The organism is Exiguobacterium sp. s102 (assembly GCF_018618635.1).
Lineage (GTDB): Bacteria > Bacillota > Bacilli > Exiguobacteriales > Exiguobacteriaceae > Exiguobacterium_A > Exiguobacterium_A oxidotolerans.
The window spans coordinates 477,770-497,681 of sequence record NZ_JACSML010000001.1; the positions used below are offsets into that span (position 1 = coordinate 477,770).

At 45.8% G+C, this 19,912-nt stretch carries 19 protein-coding genes; 12 read left to right on the forward strand and 7 right to left on the reverse strand.

Annotated elements, in window-relative coordinates; genetic code table 11:
- Positions 1-29: 29 nt before the first annotated feature.
- From KNQ02_RS02275 to KNQ02_RS02290, 4 genes are all read right to left on the reverse strand, one after another.
- Positions 30-1,211: an MFS transporter gene (locus tag KNQ02_RS02275; RefSeq protein ID WP_214807248.1), complete on the reverse strand. Its 1,182-nt coding sequence runs from the start codon at positions 1,209-1,211 to the stop codon at positions 30-32.
- Positions 1,208-1,645 (reverse strand): MarR family winged helix-turn-helix transcriptional regulator, encoded by a 438-nt coding sequence (locus tag KNQ02_RS02280; RefSeq protein ID WP_214766546.1) that lies wholly within the window; start codon positions 1,643-1,645, stop codon positions 1,208-1,210. Before KNQ02_RS02280 ends, KNQ02_RS02275 begins: the two co-directional genes overlap by 4 nt.
- 78 nt (positions 1,646-1,723) lie before the next feature.
- Positions 1,724-3,109, reverse strand: a complete 1,386-nt coding sequence (locus KNQ02_RS02285; RefSeq protein WP_214766544.1) for a sensor histidine kinase — start codon at positions 3,107-3,109, stop codon at positions 1,724-1,726.
- On the reverse strand, positions 3,093-3,755 hold the full coding sequence (locus tag KNQ02_RS02290; protein WP_088837582.1) for a response regulator transcription factor: 663 nt from the start codon (positions 3,753-3,755) through the stop codon (positions 3,093-3,095). The genes KNQ02_RS02285 and KNQ02_RS02290 overlap by 17 nt, the downstream gene beginning before the upstream one ends.
- 133 nt (positions 3,756-3,888) lie before the next feature.
- Here KNQ02_RS02290 and KNQ02_RS02295 point away from each other — a divergent pair, with 133 nt between their 5' ends.
- Complete coding sequence (locus tag KNQ02_RS02295; protein ID WP_088837581.1) at positions 3,889-5,358, forward strand: UDP-N-acetylmuramoyl-L-alanyl-D-glutamate--2,6-diaminopimelate ligase; 1,470 nt, start codon at positions 3,889-3,891, stop codon at positions 5,356-5,358.
- A 14-nt stretch (positions 5,359-5,372) separates the two neighbouring features.
- Here the strand turns inward: KNQ02_RS02295 and rnhC are convergent, their stop codons facing one another.
- A complete protein-coding gene (gene rnhC, locus KNQ02_RS02300) occupies positions 5,373-6,299 on the reverse strand; it encodes a ribonuclease HIII (protein ID WP_088837580.1) in 927 nt (308 codons plus the stop codon).
- 120 nt (positions 6,300-6,419) lie between these two features.
- Between rnhC and zapA the strand changes: the two genes are divergently transcribed.
- The 11 genes from zapA (at position 6,420) to trxA (ending at position 17,708) form a co-directional block, all read left to right on the forward strand.
- Positions 6,420-6,656 (forward strand): cell division protein ZapA, encoded by a 237-nt coding sequence (gene zapA, locus KNQ02_RS02305; protein WP_012371043.1) that lies wholly within the window; start codon positions 6,420-6,422, stop codon positions 6,654-6,656.
- Positions 6,657-6,659: 3 nt separating this feature from the next.
- Positions 6,660-7,208, forward strand: a complete 549-nt coding sequence (locus KNQ02_RS02310; RefSeq protein ID WP_088837579.1) for a CvpA family protein — start codon at positions 6,660-6,662, stop codon at positions 7,206-7,208.
- A 45-nt stretch (positions 7,209-7,253) separates the two neighbouring features.
- The gene (polX, locus tag KNQ02_RS02315; RefSeq protein ID WP_088837578.1) at positions 7,254-8,969 is read left to right on the forward strand and encodes a DNA polymerase/3'-5' exonuclease PolX; all 1,716 of its coding nucleotides are present in this window, start codon (positions 7,254-7,256) and stop codon (positions 8,967-8,969) included.
- Positions 8,970-11,336, forward strand: coding sequence for an endonuclease MutS2 (locus tag KNQ02_RS02320; protein WP_214768714.1), 2,367 nt, complete (start codon positions 8,970-8,972; stop codon positions 11,334-11,336). It begins immediately after the preceding gene.
- 10 nt (positions 11,337-11,346) lie between these two features.
- Positions 11,347-11,754, forward strand: a complete 408-nt coding sequence (locus KNQ02_RS02325) for a DUF350 domain-containing protein (RefSeq protein WP_029331108.1) — start codon at positions 11,347-11,349, stop codon at positions 11,752-11,754.
- A gap of 188 nt (positions 11,755-11,942) precedes the next feature.
- Positions 11,943-12,836, forward strand: coding sequence for a YitT family protein (locus KNQ02_RS02330; RefSeq protein ID WP_034800851.1), 894 nt, complete (start codon positions 11,943-11,945; stop codon positions 12,834-12,836).
- Positions 12,837-13,055: 219 nt separating this feature from the next.
- Positions 13,056-14,729 carry an AMP-binding protein gene (locus KNQ02_RS02335; RefSeq protein WP_214807250.1) on the forward strand — a complete coding sequence of 558 codons (1,674 nt, stop codon included), beginning with the start codon at positions 13,056-13,058 and terminating at the stop codon, positions 14,727-14,729.
- Between the two features lie 72 nt (positions 14,730-14,801).
- Positions 14,802-15,380: a fatty acid metabolism transcriptional regulator FadR gene (locus KNQ02_RS02340; protein ID WP_051667299.1), complete on the forward strand. Its 579-nt coding sequence runs from the start codon at positions 14,802-14,804 to the stop codon at positions 15,378-15,380.
- Positions 15,381-15,457: 77 nt separating this feature from the next.
- The gene (locus KNQ02_RS02345) at positions 15,458-16,231 is read left to right on the forward strand and encodes an electron transfer flavoprotein subunit beta/FixA family protein (protein WP_214766538.1); all 774 of its coding nucleotides are present in this window, start codon (positions 15,458-15,460) and stop codon (positions 16,229-16,231) included.
- Positions 16,232-16,246: 15 nt separating this feature from the next.
- A complete protein-coding gene (locus KNQ02_RS02350; RefSeq protein WP_214766536.1) occupies positions 16,247-17,209 on the forward strand; it encodes an electron transfer flavoprotein subunit alpha/FixB family protein in 963 nt (320 codons plus the stop codon).
- Positions 17,210-17,399: 190 nt separating this feature from the next.
- On the forward strand, positions 17,400-17,708 hold the full coding sequence (gene trxA / locus KNQ02_RS02355) for a thioredoxin (RefSeq protein ID WP_029331102.1): 309 nt from the start codon (positions 17,400-17,402) through the stop codon (positions 17,706-17,708).
- A 453-nt stretch (positions 17,709-18,161) separates the two neighbouring features.
- Here trxA and KNQ02_RS02360 read toward each other — a convergent pair whose 3' ends face one another.
- Positions 18,162-18,539, reverse strand: a complete 378-nt coding sequence (locus tag KNQ02_RS02360) for a VOC family protein (protein ID WP_214768710.1) — start codon at positions 18,537-18,539, stop codon at positions 18,162-18,164.
- A 20-nt stretch (positions 18,540-18,559) separates the two neighbouring features.
- Positions 18,560-19,882 (reverse strand): dihydrolipoyl dehydrogenase family protein, encoded by a 1,323-nt coding sequence (locus KNQ02_RS02365; protein WP_214768708.1) that lies wholly within the window; start codon positions 19,880-19,882, stop codon positions 18,560-18,562.
- Positions 19,883-19,912 lie beyond the last annotated feature (30 nt).

Below are 19,912 nucleotides of genomic sequence, written 5' to 3' on the forward strand. Positions count from 1 at the left end.
TTAGACGGGAGAGTTTTTCCTTGAGCGCTTTAAGAAGCAATATTTTGTTTAGTTGAAAGCAACGTTGATCGACGGAAATAACCATATAAGAGTCCACTACTGACGACGATGAGGCTACACATCAAAAACATGTTCGAGTAACCCACTTTCGCGGCGATGCCTGACAAAAGAAAAGCACCGATTCCGAACCCGCTATCGTAAGCGAGAAAGAATGTCGAAATCGCCTTGCCTTTTTGTGCGGGAGCCGCATAGGTCAACATGACGGTTTGTATCCCTGGAAAAATCGAAGCGGAACCAATTCCGATGATGAGGGCGGCGGACAATAATCCGGGAAGTGTCGGGAACAGTCCGAGTACTAAAAAACCGACGGCGTATAAAACATACGATGGCACCAATACAGAGGCTGGTCCGCGTCGATCAAACCGCTTACCGGCAAAAGGACGAATGGCAACCATGCCGAGTGCAGCAAGGCCATAAAAGTAAGAGGCATAAGTGACATGGTCCATCGCATCTGCATACAGCGAAATGAACGCGGATGTACTTGAAATCGCAATACCAGCAAGAACAGTTGCAAGAAGCAAGACAGGACTTGATAAGAATAACGACTGCCGTAAACGAAATGGTGCGGAACTTGTAACGTGACTACTCGTTAATGGTAAACGCCAGATGAAACTAAACGAACAAATCGCAAGCAGGGCAATCGTTACGAAGTACCAGACGAGCGCATCGTGTGCAATCAACGTCAATCCGATGACCGGCCCGAGAACGGAAGCAAGGTTCATCGAGAGGACGAAATAGCCCATTCCTTCCCCTTGACGAGGTGTTGGAATCAGCGTGGTTACGCTTAGGCTTAGTGAAGAAGAAATCATTCCGAAACTAAACCCGTGTAAGACACGAATGATCAATAACAGACTGAATGATTCGAGCGGTAAGACGATGAGATATAAGCAACTGACAATCATGAAAAATGTAGCGGACAACAGTAACATTCGTTTGAGCTCATAACGATCGAGCCAATGTCCGATTAAAGGACGTGAACAAACCGTTGCTAAAATGAATGCCGTTACGACCCAACCGAGCGAACTTTGAGAAACATTGAACTGTTGTGCGGCCAGTAAAGGTAAGGAAGCATTCAGTAAATAAAAGGTGATGAACAACAGTAGATTGACGACGAGTGTCGTTACATAGTGACGGTGGAATAAACGATTCAAGAAGATTCCTCCTGTTCGACAGGACGGTGGGTCGCCAGCAGACGGGTCATCAAAATCTCTAAAGAATGTTGTTCTTCTTTTGATAGTTCACCTAGGAACAAGCGATGTGCTGCCTGGACTGCTTCATCGATACCATTGAAAGCAGCTCTTGCCTGTGGTGTCAATTCAACAAGGCGTTGTCGTCCGACGGATTTCCGAGAGATGAAGCCTAGTTCTTCTAAGCGAACGACCGTTTTCGTGACAGCTGGTTTTTCGATGATTAAGTATTTCGAGAGGGTGATTTGCGACACCGGTTCAAGTAAGGAGACTGCTTTTAACAATGCCCATTGACCAGTGTGCAAAGAATGTTGGGCAAGGACGGCGTCGATATCTCGTTTGACGAGCCGTGCCACTTTTGAAAGTTGACCAAGAATATCTTCTTGTTGGGATGACATTAAAAAACCTCCTTTAAGTTAACTAGTTAACTTAAAGGAGTATAACGAATGAAGTTAGTGTTTGGCAAGGAGGAAATCTTAAACGATTGATTTGAACCGTGCTGCAAATTGAACCTGATTGGGACTTCCTTGAAGAGTAGCATCGATGTCTAGTCGTTCCATGATTTGATGAACGAGATAAAGTCCGAGCCCGCTGCCACCATGCATACGATTTCGGGATTGCTCAGAGCGTTCGAGAGGATTAAACCAGGCAGCGGTCTCACTCGAATCTTGGGTCGTCGGGAAATTTGTAATGCGCAACGTCAACTCGTCTCCTTGTTCGAACTCGATATGAATCGTTCCATTAACAGCGGTATAGGAAATCGCATTCATCAAGAGATTATGGAGTGCCCGTTCAAGTAACTGGGCATCGGTTTGAACAGTCAACTCGTTTTCTATGAGGACGATGTCGAGGTTGCGATCGACAATTAACTGATCGAACTGTTGCAATTGATGCTTGATTAATGTGAGTGGGTTAATTGGTGTGAGTTGAAGATTCATTTGCTCAACACGAGCGACTTCTAACAATTCGGCAATGAGTCGCTCCATATCTTCAATGACGTGCCCCGCCCGAGCTAGATAATGATCCCGGTCACGATAGGCACCGAGGTTTAACAGCATTCCTTCAATTTGACCTTTCACAATGGTGACGGGTGTTTTGAGTTCATGTGAGATGGCGAGGAATAATTGACGACGTTCCGCATCGCGCTTACGGTCTTTTTCGGACTCGAACCGCAATTGTTCGTTGGATGTTTGAAGCGACTCCATCGTGACTTCAAGTTTAGTCGCCAATTGGTTAATGTTTCGTGACAAATCACCCAGTTCATCGGCAGAAGTATGATGGGTTCGGACGGAAAAATTCAAGTTCGCCAGTTCTTTTGTTGCTTGATTAATTGTTAAGAGTGGGCGTGAGATGATGCGCGAATACAGATAGGCGGCAAGACCTGCTAGCAGAAGCAAGGGTAAGACGATATAGGGCGCTAATTTTAAAATAACGCTTTTCACTTCATCGATTGGCTGAATCATCTGATCGACATCTAAAATGACAGTTTGGTCTACTAATTGAAGCGGAATTGAATCTTGAATTATTCCAGCAGGAGAAGTATTGGCAGTTCGTCGAACCGGTCCACGTCCAAAACCAGGTGCGTATAACAATTGATCTTCTTCCGTCCATAAGGAAAAACGAATCCCTTTTGCCGTTAACTGATCGAGCAGCGGAAGGAGATTTTCGCTCGAGAGATGCGTGCTCTCTTCTTGAAGAGAAGCCATCGTCGCGTGAAATTGCTCTTCCCGATAACTTTGATAATAAGAAGGTAATGTCGCATATAAAAAACCAATCGTCGAAAGAACTGCCACAATCAACAAACTCATCGTCAGGAAAAAAAGTTTTCCCGTGATGCGTGGACGTTTAATTAGTCGCTTCAAGTTTATAGCCGACCCCTTTCACGGTTTGAATGTAAGGTAAATCAATTTTTTTACGTAAATTTTTAATATGTGTATCTAAAAAACGTGTATCTCCTAATGCATCGAATCCCCAAAGTTGTTGAATCAACTGTTCGCGCTCTAAGACTCGTCCAGGATTTTCAAGTAATAAATGAAGGATTTGAAATTCCTTGAGGGTCAACGTCGTTTGAATTCCTGAAATTAAAACGTTATAGCTTGACGGAAATAGGGTAATCTCTCGAAAAGAGAGTTGTTCTTCAGAGTTCGTTTGGATTCGTCTGATGATCGCTTCAATTCTTCGTAGTAAAATCCGAAGTGAGAAGGGTTTGGCGATGTAATCATCGATTCCAAGGTCAAATCCCTTCACTTGATTTTCCTCATCCTGCAAGGCTGTCAAAAAAATAATTGGTGTTTGTGATTGCTTTCGAATGTTGCGTGCGACTTCAAAACCATCAAAATAGGGCATCATGATATCTAAAATGATTAAATCGAATGAATCGGACTGATATAACTTTAATGCCTCCATCCCATTTGTGGCACAGGAAACGTTATATCCACTTGATTCAAGTAATTCCGTAAGCAGTTCACGAATATCGAATTCATCTTCTGCTATTAATATATGTGTCATAGTTTTCACCTCAACTTTAGTTGTAGCATACTTACCTGAAGTTTAACTGAAGATTACTGGAAGACTGTTTAGAAAATGCTAGAATGGATCAAAATCAAATTCGGATTTTGAACATAGAAGGGAAGCGAACACCATGAATCATCAACACAAATTACTGTCAGACTTGCTTTCGCCTTTCCAGTTAACGACTGAAGAAAACCCAGTGATTACAAGCATTGAAACGGACTCACGCAAAGTGAAGCCGGGGAGCCTGTTCATCTGCATTCGTGGTTATACGGTAGATGGGCATCAATATGTACAAGAAGCAAAAGATAACGGAGCGGTTGCGATTCTTGCTGAAAAACAAGTCGGGGTAGTAGGGATTCCAACGATTCTCTTACCGGATACGAAACAAGCAGCAGGAAAGATTGCTGATTTTTTTTATGACCATCCGAGTCAAAAGATGAGAGTCTACGGTATTACTGGAACAAATGGGAAAACGACGACGACGCAACTTTCTTACGACTTGTTTCGAGCTGCCGGAAGACGAACGGGAATGATCAGTACGGTAGGTGCTCTGATTGATGGGCAACGTTTTGAGACACCAAATACGACACCGGAAGCTGTCATCTTACATCGTTTATTACACGAAATGGTCAACAATGGCGTAACGGACTGCATGCTCGAAGTATCGTCACATGCGTTAGTTGAGGGACGTGTAGAAGGTGTATCCTTCCACGCAGCGGCGTTCACGAACCTTTCACATGACCACTTGGATTATCATCAATCGATGGAAGAGTATGCGGAAGCGAAAGGCATGTTGTTTCAACAAGTAGCGAGGAATGACGGGAAGGGACTCGTCTTAAATGAGGAAGACGCGGCGAGTCACGTCATGGAGCGGGCCGGGGCAAATGTTCCTGTCACGTGGTATTCGACAAAGATAGAATCGGAAGCATCAATTGTAGTCGAATGGCGAGAGGAATCGGTAAATGTTCGAATTGACGGAACGACTACTGAAGTCCCGATCGCGCTACTCGGAAACTTTAATGCGGCCAATTTAGCAGCCGCGATCGGATTGATGAAAACAGGCGAGGTCAACATGTATGAATTAATTCGACATATCCCGTCGCTTCGTTTACCCAAAGGGCGACTCGAGCGGCTATCGTTTGAAGGAACGGAAATTTATATCGATTATGCGCACACTCCAGACGGGTTAAGAAAATGTTTGGAAGCGCTATCCGTTTCGAATGAGGCATTATACGTCGTATTAAGTGCAGCGGGTGAACGTGACCGGACGAAACGTCAGGAAATGGGACGAATTGCAGCACAATATTGTGCAGGAATTATAGTCACGGTTCACGATACGAGACGAGAAGATCCAAGACAAATTATTGATGAACTGAGCGTGGATATTTCGTCTGATAAAATCATTTCTTGTCACGTAGATCGAAAAAATGCCTTGCTCGCGGCAGCTGAAATTGCGCTCGAAGGAAAACGCGTTGTAATTGTCGGAAAAGGACACGAAGAAATCGAGCGAATCGGGACTGAAGGTGTCCCGTTCAATGAAACGAAAATTCTTCTCGCGGAGTTAGGGCGTTTGAAAGGAAAAGAGTCAGCCATTTAAAAACCGACCACTCCTTAGGATGATGGTCGGTTTCGTTTTTCAGCTAATTGTGTCGCTTTTTTTGTATTAGCAAAATGAAATTTTGTCCAGTTCTTTAATTGATCTGGACCGTGTTTCAATAAAAGTGATGCAGCGACTTGATCGACCTTTGCACCTGCACCTTTCGGAATTTCTGTACCCGCTTGTTGACTGAGTACATCCATCTCTTTCAAAAAGATCGCGCGGGCGAGGATGGATGCTGCTGCGACAGCGACATGAAGTCCTTCTGCTTTCGTCGAAAAATAAACGTTCTCTTTGACTTGGTTTACTTCACCAGACAAGTGTTTATAATAGGTCGCTTTTTCTGCGAACTGATCGATTAGAATCGCTTTTGGAGTGGCTTCGAGCTTTTCGAGCAGACCACCTAGCGCTGAATTGTGTAGAAGTGCCGTCATCTTTCCTTGTGTCATCGTACGCTGCATCCGATTGTAGTCTGGATTATGAAGGATTCGGAATTCGTACGGAATGACGGCATGAAGGTCGCGGGCAATCTTTCGGATTTCGATGTCCGAGACATTTTTGGAATCACGCACACCAAGTTCTTGGACGAGCTCGATTTGTTGTGCATCTACATAGGCGGCAACGACGACGAGCGGACCAAAGAAGTCTCCTTTCCCGACTTCATCACTACCGATGACTGACCAAGTCGAGAAGTCTCTCGGAAGCAGTCCACTCGCAGTAGAAGGGGCTTTCTTTAAGAGCGGGGCTCCGTAACGGGCAGAAATCGCCTCAGCTTCTGTGCCTTGGAACATTACTTTTCCTGAATTATAGATGGTGACGACACAGGTTTTCGTGCGTGCAGCAAAGCGGGCATATGGTGGCGATGTGATACGAGAAGCTTGAAAATCAGAAATAACGACTTCTTGTTTATCCTTTGGTAATTTTAAAACGACGGTTCCCATAAATAGATCATCCTTTCAGACAACAAGCATACCATCCTCTAGACCGATGGTGGACTTCTTTTCCTATTTCAAAAATGATGGTACTATATGAAAGAAGCAAAGTATGAGGAGGACAGAATAATGGCTGATTCAGAAGGGCTGAACCGGACGACGATTCATATCGCAGGTAATGATTATACGATTGTCGGGACGGAGTCGCCAGAACACGTACGTGAAGTGGGTCTCCTCGTCGATACAAAAATTCGGGAAATTCGAGACCAAGCACCACAACTCGACGTTCGTCAAATTGCCGTTTTAGCGGCTCTCAATATTGGTAGTGATTACGTAAAAATCAAAAAGAATTTGGGTGAACTTTAAACTATGATTACCTTTGTTATTTTATTATTTCTCGCATTAGGAACGATGACAGGTGTCCGTCGAGGCGTTGTCTTGCAAGCAGGACATTTACTGAGTCTGTTGATCTCGTTCATCGTGGCACTCTCGTTTTATGATGAGTTAGCTGCAAAATTTAAATTATGGGTTCCATATCCATCAACACTCGACGATGCTGGAATTGATTTAACGATGTTTTCAATTCCGAGCTCAATTGGGTTAGATGAAGTATTTTATAAAGCATTTTGGTTCATCGTTCTGTTTTTCGGGACAAAAATCATTTTATCAATGATTTTATCGATGTTTGATTCCTTGACGAACATTCCAGTGTTAAAACAAGTGAAAGGTTTACTCGGCGGTATATTTGGATTCATCGAGATGTATATTTTCGTGTTCTTGATTCTATTTTTGGCAGCCTTTGCGCCAGTCCAATCGATTCAAGATGCCATTGCGAATTCGAGCTTGGCGACATTCATGATTCAACATACACCGTTATTAGCGGAATGGCTCATGACGAAAGTCGGTTTGATAAAATAACGCGCTCCCGTTAACTGGGGGCTTTTTTTGAGGGGAGAATTGACGATGCGAACGACTCAAGATGCGATTCGACATTTAGAACGGATTTCCGTTTATCTCGAAGTAAAAGGTGAAAACCCATTTAAAATCAATGCCTTTCGTAAGGCGGCAAGTATATTAGAAGCGGCAGAACACGATTTCATGGACATTGAAGATTTCACAGCGATGAAAGGGATTGGCAAAGGAACAGCGGCGGTCCTTGAAGAATTCCGGACGACAGGCACGAGTACGGCACTCTCGGAACTGGAACAAGAAGTGCCAGAAGGTCTGATTGCGCTACTGAAGATTCCAGGTCTCGGAGGTAAGAAACTCGCAAAATTACATGATGTCGGTGTCATCGATGCAGATTCCTTTGCCGAAAAACTGGAGGATGGTACAGTCGAAGCGATGCCGGGATTCGGGAAAAAGACAGTCGAAAAATACGTGAAGGCACTCGAAACCTTTGAAACACGACCGGAACGATTACCGTACGGTGTCATGCGAAAAATCGTAAGTGAACTCGAACAGACACTAACGGCATTTGAAGGAATCATCCGATTCGCAGTTGGCGGAAGTTTCCGTCGCGCGGAAGAGACGTGCAAGGATCTTGATTTTATTTTGTCGACAGATCAAGCAGAAGTCGTCAAAGGACAATTACTCGAGCTTGAGCAAATCGATGAAATCATCGCGGCAGGTGAGACGAAAGTATCGGTCGTCTTAAAACGCGATACGAACTATATCGCAGTCGACTTCCGCTTAGTCGACGACGCAGCATTCGCCTCGACGTTACATCACTTCACAGGGTCGAAAGATCATAATGTTCGGATGCGGCAACTCGCAAAAGAACGTGGTGAGAGTATTTCGGAATACGGTGTCGAGACGAAAGACGGTTTGTTCCAACCACAAACAGAGGATGAATTATTCGCGCGGTATGACTTGCCGTTCATCCCACCAGAGTTACGTAGCGGGCGCCACGAGTTTGAACAAGATTTGACGCGACTGATTACGGAAAAAGATATCCAAGCGGATGTCCATATGCATACGACGTGGTCGGACGGAACCTTATCAGTCGAAGAACTCGTCGATGCTTGTGCTGCGCGCGGTTACTCGTGGATGGCCATCACGGATCACAGCCAATACATGAAGTTCGTCAACGGATTGACGATAGATCGCTTACGCAAACAACGTGTTGAGATTGAAGCCGCGCGTAAGAAACATCCCGACATGACAATCTTATGTGGTGTCGAGATGGATATCTTGCCGGATGGATCACTTGATTATGAGGATGAGTTCTTGCAGGAAATGGACTACGTCATCGCCTCGATTCATTCGAAGTTTGATCAGACGGAAACTGAAATCATGCAACGGTTAGAAAATGCTTGTCGTAATCCTTATGTCTCACTCATTGCCCATCCGACAGGACGAATCATCGGTCGGCGCGAAGGTTATGCCGTCAATGTTGATCGCCTGATTGAACTGGCGGCAGAGACAGGGACAGCGCTTGAACTGAATGCGAACCCGGCACGTTTTGATTTAACGGCGGCTTCGCTCGCGAAAGCAAAGGCAGCGGGTGTTAAAATCATGATTAATACGGACACACACCGTCCAGAAATGTTAGAAGACATGAAACTTGGAGTCCTCCATGCACGTAAAGCATACTTGGAACCAACAGATGTCATCAATACGTGGACGGCGCAGGAGGCGCGTGCCTTCTTTGATCGAAAACGTTTAGGAGTGGATTAAATGAATGCTAACGCATTACGCGTCTTAGAATATGATAAATTGAAAGACTTACTCATCAAACAAACGGCTAGCTCGCTCGGAGCACAGTTCGTCAAAAATATGCAACCGTCAGAAGATTATGAACAAGTCAAAGCACTCTTAGCCGTGACGACGGAAGCGACGACGGTCTATCGTCTACGCGACCGTTATCCGTTCGGCGGTTTAACGGATGTGCGTAGTGAAGTCAAACGGTCTGAGATTGGTTCAATCCTCTCGACGAGTGAATTGTTGGCTGTAGCAGACGTCGTTTACTCCGGACGCCAAGTGAAAGCTTTTCAAGAACGGCTGCACGAGGACAATCCCGACTTACGATTGCCGGCACTCGACAGCCGAATCGAGCAAATTACAAAGCTCGTCGAAATCGAACAAGGGATTCGTCATGCGATTGATGACCAAGGCGTCGTCCAAGACTCTGCGAGTGACAAACTACGGTCGTTAAGAAGTCAGCTGCGCTCACTCGAAGGACAAGTCCGTTCGAAAATCGACGGTGTCTTACGCAGTAAATCGAAGATGTTGTCGGATGCCATCGTCACGATGCGAAACGACCGTTATTGTGTCCCGGTCAAACAAGAATACCGTCAAGCATTTGGCGGGATTGTCCACGATCAATCAGCGTCTGGTGCAACACTGTTCATCGAACCACAAGCCGTCGTTGCCGCAAATAACGAAATCCAAGAAGCGCGTCTCAAAGAACGTGCCGAAATCGAACGCATTTTAGCCCAGTTATCGGCACTTGTCGGTGCCGTCGGAGATTCATTACGGATTAATCTCGATGTGTTGGCAGAACTCGATTTCATCATGGCGAAAGCGTTGTATGGTCATCAAATCCGTGCCGTCGAGCCACGCTTGAATGAAGAACGGCGAATCGTCTTAAAAGAAGCGCGCCATCCGTTCATTGCGGATGAAGATGTCGTCCCGATCACCGTTTCCTTAGGTGGCGAATTTACATCACTCGTCATCACTGGACCAAACACCGGTGGGAAAACCGTCACGTTGAAGACGATTGGTCTTCTGCAACTGATGGTCCAGTCCGGATTATACGTGCCGGCAGCCGACGAAACGGAACTGAGTGTCTTTGATGCGATTTATGCAGATATCGGTGACGAACAATCGATTGAACAAAATCTCTCGACGTTTAGTTCACACATGACGAACATCGTCTCGATGATGGAGAAGATTGACTTCATGAGCCTCGTCCTATTTGATGAGCTCGGAGCAGGAACTGATCCGACGGAAGGGGCGGCACTCGCGATTGCGATTCTCGATGAAGTCAAGCGTCGCGGAGCACGTGTCGCCGCGACGACTCACTATTCGGAACTGAAAGCTTATGGTTATAATCGTGAAGGTGTCGTCAATGCCTCGATGGAATTTGATGTCGAATCACTCAGCCCGACCTATCGTTTACTGATTGGTGTCCCGGGTCGCTCGAATGCCTTTGAAATTTCGAAACGACTTGGCTTATCGGACATGGTGATTGAGGCAGCGCGTGGTCAAGTCGGAAGCGATGCTCAGTCTGTCGAAACGATGATTGGTCGACTCGAGGAAGCGAAACAACGTGCCGAATCACTCGAGCAAGAACTACAACAAGAAAAAGAGCGACTGACATTAGAGCGCGAACAGTTCGAACAGGAACAAGCTGAAATTTTTGAGGAGAAAAATGAAATTTTAGCGAAAGCAGAAGAAAAAGCGACACGAGCCGTCGAACGCGCTCAAAAAGAGGCGGAGGCTGTTATCAAACGCCTGAAAGAACTCCGTGATGCAGGTGCCGTCAAGGAACATGAATTGATTGAAGCCCGCAAGCAGCTCGAACAAGCAAAACCGACCTTACAAGATCAGCGGATTGCGAAAGTAAAAGCGAAACATGATAAAACGCCGACGTTTGCTAAAGGTGAAGAAGTCAAAGTGACGACCTTCAATCAAAAAGGCTACATCATCAATCAAAACTCAAACGGCGACTACACGGTTCAAGTCGGTATCATGAAAGTCAACGTCAAGCCCGGTGATCTCGCTAAAATCGGAGCAGCCAAACCAACCCAGAAGACAACGAAACGGTCAGGAAGTTCAAGTATCACAAAACAATCGTCTCCGTCAGCCGAACTCGATTTACGCGGTGTACGGGTAGAAGAAGGTCTATCGAAACTGGAACGTTTCATGGATCAGGCGTTATTGTCGAACTATGATCATATCCGTGTCATTCATGGACTCGGGACGGGTGCGATGCGTCAAGGTGTGCAGGAATACTTGCGTGGCAATCGTCACGTGAAGACGTCTCGACTCGGTGGTCAAGGTGAAGGTGGACATGGCGTGACAATCATCGAATTGAAATGAGGAAACGCGAATGAACATCTTTGAAAACGTCTACGTCTATACGACGGCGCTCTATTCAGTTGCGGGTCTCTTAATTATCATGGGTCTTGCACTGTTTGAGTTGACAACACGGTATCGGAACTGGGAACATATCAAGAGTGGAAACATCGCTGTTGCTCTAGCGACAGGCGGAAAAATCATCGGACTCGCAAACATCGTTCATTTCGCTGTCCAAAGTGAAGAACGTGTCGGGGCAATTTTTTTAGAGAGTGCCTTTGGATTTTTATTGTTAATCTCGACCTATTGGATTTTTGAGTTCTTGACACCTAATCTCCCAGTAGACCGAGAAATCGAAAAAGGAAACATCGCAGTCGGTATCATTGCGTGTGCTCTCTCGATTGGGATGTCATTCGTCATCGGTTCTGCGTTAGTGGGGTGAACTTGTGTTAGAACGGTTAGCAAAAATTATGTTTGGTGTCTCGATTGCTTTTTTAGTCGTCGGATTGTTATGGATCTTTATGAATTAAAAGAACTGGCTTTGCTAAGTGATCATTCCGTACTGAACTTCATTCAGTGCGGAATTTTTATGGAGTGAGGACTACTTTTCATATGAAGGAGGAACATTGAATGAATGTCAGAAAAACAACAACAAATGAAACGAGACGACGTGCATTCGAAGCCATGCAAGCCATCTCGTGGAAGGATATTTTTTGGATTATCGTTGGTTCCGCCATTTTATCATTTGGCGTCAATTACTTTACGATACCGAATGATTTATCTGAAGGTGGATTAATTGGGATTACGGTCATCTTCTATTACCTGTATGGCTGGGATCCGGGACTTGTTTCGCTCCTTGCGAACGCTATTCTCTTCATCATCGGCTACCGTTTCTTAAGTCGGAAAACGATGATTTACTCGGTCATCTCGGTTGCGGTGACATCCTTCGTCCTCTCGACGACGGCATCATTCACGACTTCGTCAGATAATCGTCTGATCGGGACGGTTTACGCAGGAATTTTGATCGGGGTCGGAATCGGTCTTGTTATCCGCGCAGGGGGGACGACAGGTGGTGGTGTCATCATCGCCCGTCTGATGAATAAATATTTGAACCTCGGGATTGCAGTCTCGATGTTTATCATCGATGTCATCGTTGTCGGAGCGTCCGGGTTCTTATTCGGTGAAGAAACGATGCTGTATACATTGATTGCAATCATCATCGGCTCTTATTTGATTGATCTCGTCAGCGAAGGCCTGAATGTTCGAGAAGCGGTCACAATCATTAGTCACCGTCAAGAAGAGATTGCGACTGTGCTGACGGAAACACTCGGAAGAAGTGCGACTGTCATCCATAGTCATGGTCATTTTACGAAACAAAAAAATGACATGCTCTATATGATTGTCGATAAACGCCAACTCGCGCCACTAAAACAAATCGTCGAAGCAGCAGACCCACGAGCTTTCGTCGTCATTCATAAAGTACGTGAAGTCATCGGAGAAGGATTTACGTATCCTTCACGATAAGATGAAGCGAGGTCAGGCTAAAATTAAATGTTATGTTTCAAGCCTATTGTTCATATGTTGTGAACGGTAGGCTTTTTTTGATGAAGTCCTTAATCATAAGAAAACCCGTTTTCATGAAAAGAGGAATTTTTTAACTTTTTTTAGCCAATAGTAGCCGTAAAGGGGAAATAACACGTATAATAAAAATGAATAGTAATTCAGTCACAGGGAGGGATTTGAATGGATTCAGTATGGTTAAAGGATTATCCAGAGCAAGTACCCGCATCAATCGACTATCGTGAGATTCCGTTGTACCAAGCTTTAGATGAAGCGGCAGATGATTTTCCGGAACGACGGGCACTGAGTTTTCTTGGGAAACGAATGACTTTCAAGGAAGTACGACAAGAAGCAAGAAGTCTAGCACACGTTTTACAAGAAGCTGGGCTCGAAAAAGGGGACCGTGTCGGTTTAATGTTGCCGAACTGCCCGCAGTATATGCTGAGTTATTATGCGGTATTATACGCCGGTGGAACAGTCGTCCAAGTAAACCCGCTCTATACGGACCGTGAGCTCGAGCAAATTCTAGTCGATTCTTCTGCGAAAATGCTCATCACCCTCGATCTTCTCTACCCGAAGGCGACACGAGTCAAGTCATCGACGCCCTTGACGACGGTCGTGACGACGAGCATCGCAGACTATCTGTCATTTCCAAAAAACAAACTATATCCAATCAAATCACGCAAGGACAACAACATCATCGTCGATACGACGGGATCCATTCCTTTTTTGGCACACCGAGAGCACCCTCCGATTGAACCGGTCGAGATTGATCCAAAAGAAGATATTGCTGTTTTACAATATACCGGTGGCACGACAGGAGCACCGAAAGGCGTCATGTTGACGCATTTCAATTTAAGCGCGAACGTCGAACAAATTGGGCACTGGTTCTATAAATATTCACGCGGTGATGGGCGTAAATTATTAGCGGTCGTTCCTTATTTCCACGTGTATGGCATGACCTGCAACTTAAACTTTGGGATTTTTAATGCGTATGAGCAAATCATCTTACCAAAGTTTGATATTGAACAAGTGCTGAAAACGATTGATAAAGAAAAACCGAACTTGTTCCCGGGTGCACCGACGATGTACGTCGGTTTATTAAATCATCCGAAACTGAAAAAATATGATCTTTCGTCCATCGAGGCTTGTATTTCCGGTTCGGCACCACTTCCGGTCGAAGTCCAGGAGAAATTTGAAAGTGTGACGGGTGGACGGATCGTCGAAGGATATGGTTTGTCAGAGACGAGCCCTGTCACACATACGAACTGCATTTGGGATAAACGCGTTTCAGGATCAGTTGGCATTCCGGTTCCAGACACGATCGCAAAAATCGTTCAAGCCGATGGTGAGACGCTAGCAGCACCAGGTGAGATTGGTGAGATTCTTGTCCGAGGTCCGCAAGTCATGAAGGGATATTGGAAACGTCCGGAAGATACGCAGGCAGTCTTGCGTGATGGGTGGTTGCACACGGGGGACTTAGGATATGTGGGGGAAGACCATTATTTCCGGATTGTCGACCGTAAAAAAGATTTAATCATCGCTTCAGGATTTAATATCTATCCACGTGAAGTCGAAGAAATTTTATATGAACATCCTGCAGTCAAAGAGGCTGTCGTGATCGGTGTACCTGATGCGTATAGAGGTGAGACGGTGAAGGCCTTTATCGTCCTTAAAGATGAAATGAGCGTGACGGAGGAAGAACTTGATCAGTTCTGTCGAAAAAACTTAGCATCGTTCAAAGTACCAAAACGCTACGAATTTAGACAAGAGTTGCCGAAAACATTTGTCGGGAAGATTCTCCGCCGTGTCCTAGTCGAAGAAGAACGGGCAAAACAGCTGGAAGAAAGCAGTTGACAGTAAAGAAAGACATGGTAGAATAAATATGAATGAACCATCATTCATTTTATTTGTTAGGAGATATCTTTTATGAAAAGAACAATGTCTAAGAGTGATCGCATCATTGATGCAGCAGTCAAAGTGATTGCAAAGAACGGTTATCATGGCGCGAAAGTAACAGCCATCGCGAAAGAAGCAGGTGTCGCAGACGGGACGATTTATCTTTACTTTAAAAACAAAGAACACCTGTTGATCTCTTTGTTCGAAGCGAAGATGGGGAGTTTCATCGAGTATTCAGAAGCTCAAATCGCGAATCATCAATCAGCGACGAAACAACTCGCTGCATTGATTGAGGCACATTTGGAGCAACTATCCGTCGATTATGATTTGGCCGTCGTCACACAAATCGAGTTACGGCAGTCAAATCAAGAGATGCGGCAAAAGATTGCGACCGTCCTCAAACCATATCTTCATTTAATTGACCGTGTCATTCACAATGGGATCGCATCAGGCGAGTTCTCAGCCGAACTGGATTATCGGTTGGCGAGACAAATGGTCTTCGGGACGATTGATGAAGTCGTCACGAGTTGGATGGCGAGTGGCTTTAAATATGATTTATTGGAAACGCAACATGGTATTCATCGAATGCTGATCAAAGGGCTGAGTTAAGCCCTTTTCAAGACAAGCTTTTTGTAAGCGGATACAACGGGTGATGGTGAATAGAAGTTGACAAGGGGGAGCTAGTGATGGAAATCTATGTGTTATTAAAACGGACGTTTGATACGGAAGAAGCAATCCAGCTCGAAAACGGTAAGATTGAGGAAGACGGAGCAGAGTTCATCATCAATCCATATGATGAGTATGCGGTCGAGGAAGCGATTCGGGTGCGGGATGCACAAGGGGGAGTCGTAACCGTCTTAACAGTAGGACCGGAAGATGCGGATAAAGAATTACGAACAGCACTTGCAATGGGGGCTGACAAAGCGGTTCGTATTTCGATTGAGGACGATGTAGAAGAAGCGGATCATTTCTCGGTTTCTGAAGTCCTTGCAGGTTATCTGAAGGAACAAGACGTTGACTTAATCATCGCCGGGAACGTAGCGGTTGATGGGGGAAGCGGACAAGTCGCACCACGTGTCGCACAGTTGCTTGACATACCATATGTCACGACGATCACGAAGTTAGAGATCGACGGAACGGATGCTGTCGTCACACGTGACTCGGAAGGGGACACGGAAGTCATCAAAACGTCGTTACCGTTACTCGTCACGGCACAACAAGGGTTAAACGAACCGCGTTACCCTAGTCTTCCTGGAATCATGAAAGCGAAAAAGAAACCACTCGAAGAATTAGATCTCTCAGATCTTGAACTGGACGAAGATGAACTAGCACCACGTCTCGAGACAGTCGAACGCTTTTTACCACCGAACAAAGCCGCTGGTAAAGTGCTCGAAGGAGAGATCTCGACACAAGTCGAAGAACTCGCTGCGCTATTACGAAACGAAGCAAAAGTAGTCTAAGGGGGAATGAACGATATGTCAAAAGCACTTGTACTTGCAGAATCACGTGATGGTAATTTACGAAATGTTTCGTTTGAAGCGATTGCGGCCGCGAAACTTGTAGCAGATGAAGTCGTCGTTGCCTTGATTGGGGAAAACGTAGCAAAAGATGCGGCACAACTCGCGACGCGTGGGGCGAACCAGGTTCTCGTCGTAGAGGACGCACGTCTTCTTCACTATACACCGGACGGTTATGGACAAGTCTTCATGCAACTGATTGACCGTGTGTCACCGGACGTACTTGTCTTCGGTCATACGTCGCTCGGAAAAGATTTGTCACCCAAAATCGCAGCGAAGCTCGAAGCCGGTTTAATCAGTGATGTCACATCAATCGAGGGAAGCGGAGCGGATGCGTTGTTCATCCGACCGATTTACTCAGGGAAAGCCTTTGAAAAGGTAAAAGTCACAGAAGGTAAAACACTGTTTACGGTCCGACCAAATAACATCGAACCGTTAGCGGAAGGCAGTTCGGACGGATCGATTGAAGCAGTAACGGTCGAACTAAAAGATTTACGGACCATCGTTTCTGAAGTCATTCGTAAAGCAACGGGCGGGGTCGACTTATCAGAGGCGAAAATCATCGTTGCGGGTGGACGTGGTGTCAAGAGTGCCGATGGGTTTGCACCGTTACAGGAATTAGCGGATTTACTTGGCGGGGCAGTCGGTGCTTCTCGTGGCGCCTGTGACGCTGATTACTGTGACTATGCGTTACAGATTGGCCAGACGGGGAAAGTCGTTACACCGGATCTCTACATCGCCTGTGGCATTTCCGGAGCGATTCAACATTTGGCAGGCATGTCGAATGCGAAAGTCATCGTCGCCATCAACAAAGATCCGGAAGCGAATATCTTCTCGGTCGCAGATTATGGCATCGTCGGAGATTTGTTTGATGTTGTGCCATTATTGACAGCAGAATTCAAGAAAATGCTCGTTCATTAATTTAAAAAGTGGGGCGGAGGAATCATCCTCTGCTCCTCTTTTTCTGCACGGTGGGCGGCGTAAAAATCGTCGTGAGCAGTTTCTTTTATCGAACGACATCGCTGTGCTATACTCAAATCAGTAAACAGGTTGATTTCACTTTTGCTGTAGCAAACATGAAATGAATCTAAAATTTAGGGGGTAATATTTTATGGCAATCGTACACGCAACTAGCCAATCATTTAAAGAAGATACACAAAAAGGACTCGTCCTCGTTGACTTTTGGGCAACTTGGTGCGGACCTTGTCGTATGCTCGCTCCAGTTCTCGAAGAACTCGATGCGGACATGCAAGACGTAACAATCGTTAAAGTTGATGTCGACGCTAACCCAGAAATCGCTGGCGCGTTCCAAGTACAAAGTATCCCGACACTCGTTCTCTTCAAAGACGGTGAGCCGGTTAATAAAACAATGGGCTTCATGCCTAAAGATGCATTAAAAGAATTCGTTGAATCAAACTAATTCGTTGAATGTTTCATAAAGAAGAGAGTGTCTCCTGAAATACGGAGGCACTCTTTTTTCAGACTGTAAACAACGTGATATTGGAAGATCCAGCGTCTTTTTTCGTTGCTTTCCTCGGGCGAGGCGCAAGCCGTTGCTCCTTGGTCCTCACGGACAACGAGCAGGGTCTTGCCTGCCTCTGAACGTGCGTTGAAAACGCACGTTTTCCCGTAGGAGTCAACGAAACGTGACGCTTTTTAGGTCATACCGTGAAGGAAACTCATGCTTACAGACGCTTTAGATTGCAAGCTGTCGCGACCCTGCAGCTTTGCTGTAGCTTCTTCATAAGAGTTTGTCCATACGCCGCAAAGAGAGTGCCTCCTGAACTACGGAGGCACTCTTTTGGTCGTTCGTTTAATCGAGTGGGACGATCCCGCCGAAAGATGTCGCTGACGATTGTCTAACGGCGCATTGTCAAGACATCGGTGAACAAAGCTCGACGAGGTGACCGTCCGGGTCAAGTACATAAGCGACGGTTTGCCCCCATGGCTTGGTAGTCGGGGGGAGAACGGAAGTATGTCCTGCTGCGATGATTCGTTCGTATACACCCTTAACATCATCAGTAACGAATCCGATTTCGAGGGACTGCGGTCCGGTCTTGTCCGGGATGTCGTACGCAATCAGCGTTCGTACATCTTCTTTCGTATTAAAGGCGAGTGTCGTCGTGCCCGTGTCAAATTCGACATAACTTCCATGCTGCGCTTTGATTGGTAGACCTAATAATTCATGATAAAACATCAATGTCTGTTTGGGGTCATCAATGTAAAGGATCGTATAGCCGTAACGAATCATCGGAACCTCCTGACAAAAATTTAATCAACGAGTAACGAAGAAATATCGGAAGCGGGTGTCGGATAAGCGAAACTCGTTTGTTGCAAGGCGGAACTTGGGATTCGGTGTTGCATTGCGAATGAAAAATAGTTCGCAAGTTCAGCGGCGTGAACCCCGATGAAATGAGCGCCGAGAATTTGATCATCGTCACCAATCAGTACTTTAGCACGCGCGAAGGGATCTTTGATGCGGACATTCGTCTGCCAGGAAGAGGTATCGATCAAGTGACCGCGATAAGATATGTTGGCTTTTTTCAAAGCCGCTTCCGTTTGCCCGACTTGCGTGACGTTCGGTGCAGTAAAGACGACGCTCGGCACCGGTAATAACTCCAGTTTTCGAGAAGGTCCTTTAATCATGTTATGTGCCGCAAGACTCCCTTCGGTTCCTGCAAACGGGGTTAAGGCAGGATTGCCACTGAGCGCGACATCACCTGCAGCAAAGATGTTTGAAGTAGACGACTGGAGGTATTCATTGACATGGATGCCTTTTTCTTCGTATTCGACACCTGCTTTTTCTAGGTCGAGCTGGTCGACGCTCGCGACGCGACCGGTAGCATTTAAGACGACATCGGTTTCGACCGTCGTATCATTTGATAGTTGAAGCGTCGTGCCATGATAGGAGACAGCTTCTGCACTATGCACGATTTTAATCCCGAGTGCTTGAGTCGCTTCGAGCAACACTTCGACAAGTTCCTGTTCAAACTGTTTTAAAGGACGGGACCGTAACACGATCGTGACTTCTGCCCCGGCGATGCGGGCGAGGTGAGCGAACTCAAATGAAATATATCCGCCGCCGATGCAGACAAGGCGCCGCGGGACATCTCGTAATTCTAAAAATTCATTGCTCGTCAAGAAGCGTTCGCTTCCTGGAATCGACAATTCGCGTGGTCGTAAGCCAGTGGCAATCAAAAAGTGTTTCGCTTCGAGTTCAGTGTCATCGACTACGATCCGTTCCTTCGAGAGAAATCGGGGTTCACCGTGGAAATAGTCGATTCCGATCTCGTCATAACGCGCACGTGTTTGTTCCGGGATGGCACGTGTATATTCATTTTTTCGTTCCATCAATTGACGCCAATCGATGGAGATGAGTCCTTTAAGACCATAACCGAGCAATCTCTCGACAGCATCTTTCGTTTCACTGCCAGTCAAAAGAATTTTTTTTGCATCACACCCACGTTGAGCGCATGTTCCACCTGGAGTGAAATTTTCGATTATCGCGACGCGAAGTCCTTTCTCGACGAATTTATAAGCTGCTTGATTCCCAGCAGAGCCTGTTCCAATTATAATGCAATCATATGTACGCATATTTTATCCTCCATGTGTCATAATCGTTGT

Excerpts from the sequence above, each read along its gene's own strand:
- KNQ02_RS02280 (WP_214766546.1), bottom strand. The coding sequence starts at position 1,645 with ATGTCATCCCAACAAGAAGATATTCTTGGTCAACTTTCAAAAGTGGCA.
- KNQ02_RS02290 (WP_088837582.1), bottom strand. The coding sequence starts at position 3,755 with ATGACACATATATTAATAGCAGAAGATGAATTCGATATTCGTGAACTG.
- KNQ02_RS02295 (WP_088837581.1), top strand. The coding sequence starts at position 3,889 with ATGAATCATCAACACAAATTACTGTCAGACTTGCTTTCGCCTTTCCAG.
- rnhC (WP_088837580.1), bottom strand. The coding sequence starts at position 6,299 with ATGGGAACCGTCGTTTTAAAATTACCAAAGGATAAACAAGAAGTCGTT.
- zapA (WP_012371043.1), top strand. The coding sequence starts at position 6,420 with ATGGCTGATTCAGAAGGGCTGAACCGGACGACGATTCATATCGCAGGT.
- KNQ02_RS02310 (WP_088837579.1), top strand. The coding sequence starts at position 6,660 with ATGATTACCTTTGTTATTTTATTATTTCTCGCATTAGGAACGATGACA.
- polX (WP_088837578.1), top strand. The coding sequence starts at position 7,254 with ATGCGAACGACTCAAGATGCGATTCGACATTTAGAACGGATTTCCGTT.
- KNQ02_RS02320 (WP_214768714.1), top strand. The coding sequence starts at position 8,970 with ATGAATGCTAACGCATTACGCGTCTTAGAATATGATAAATTGAAAGAC.
- KNQ02_RS02325 (WP_029331108.1), top strand. The coding sequence starts at position 11,347 with ATGAACATCTTTGAAAACGTCTACGTCTATACGACGGCGCTCTATTCA.
- KNQ02_RS02330 (WP_034800851.1), top strand. The coding sequence starts at position 11,943 with ATGAATGTCAGAAAAACAACAACAAATGAAACGAGACGACGTGCATTC.
- KNQ02_RS02335 (WP_214807250.1), top strand. The coding sequence starts at position 13,056 with ATGGATTCAGTATGGTTAAAGGATTATCCAGAGCAAGTACCCGCATCA.
- KNQ02_RS02340 (WP_051667299.1), top strand. The coding sequence starts at position 14,802 with ATGAAAAGAACAATGTCTAAGAGTGATCGCATCATTGATGCAGCAGTC.
- KNQ02_RS02345 (WP_214766538.1), top strand. The coding sequence starts at position 15,458 with ATGGAAATCTATGTGTTATTAAAACGGACGTTTGATACGGAAGAAGCA.
- KNQ02_RS02350 (WP_214766536.1), top strand. The coding sequence starts at position 16,247 with ATGTCAAAAGCACTTGTACTTGCAGAATCACGTGATGGTAATTTACGA.
- trxA (WP_029331102.1), top strand. The coding sequence starts at position 17,400 with ATGGCAATCGTACACGCAACTAGCCAATCATTTAAAGAAGATACACAA.
- KNQ02_RS02360 (WP_214768710.1), bottom strand. The coding sequence starts at position 18,539 with ATGATTCGTTACGGCTATACGATCCTTTACATTGATGACCCCAAACAG.
- KNQ02_RS02365 (WP_214768708.1), bottom strand. The coding sequence starts at position 19,882 with ATGCGTACATATGATTGCATTATAATTGGAACAGGCTCTGCTGGGAAT.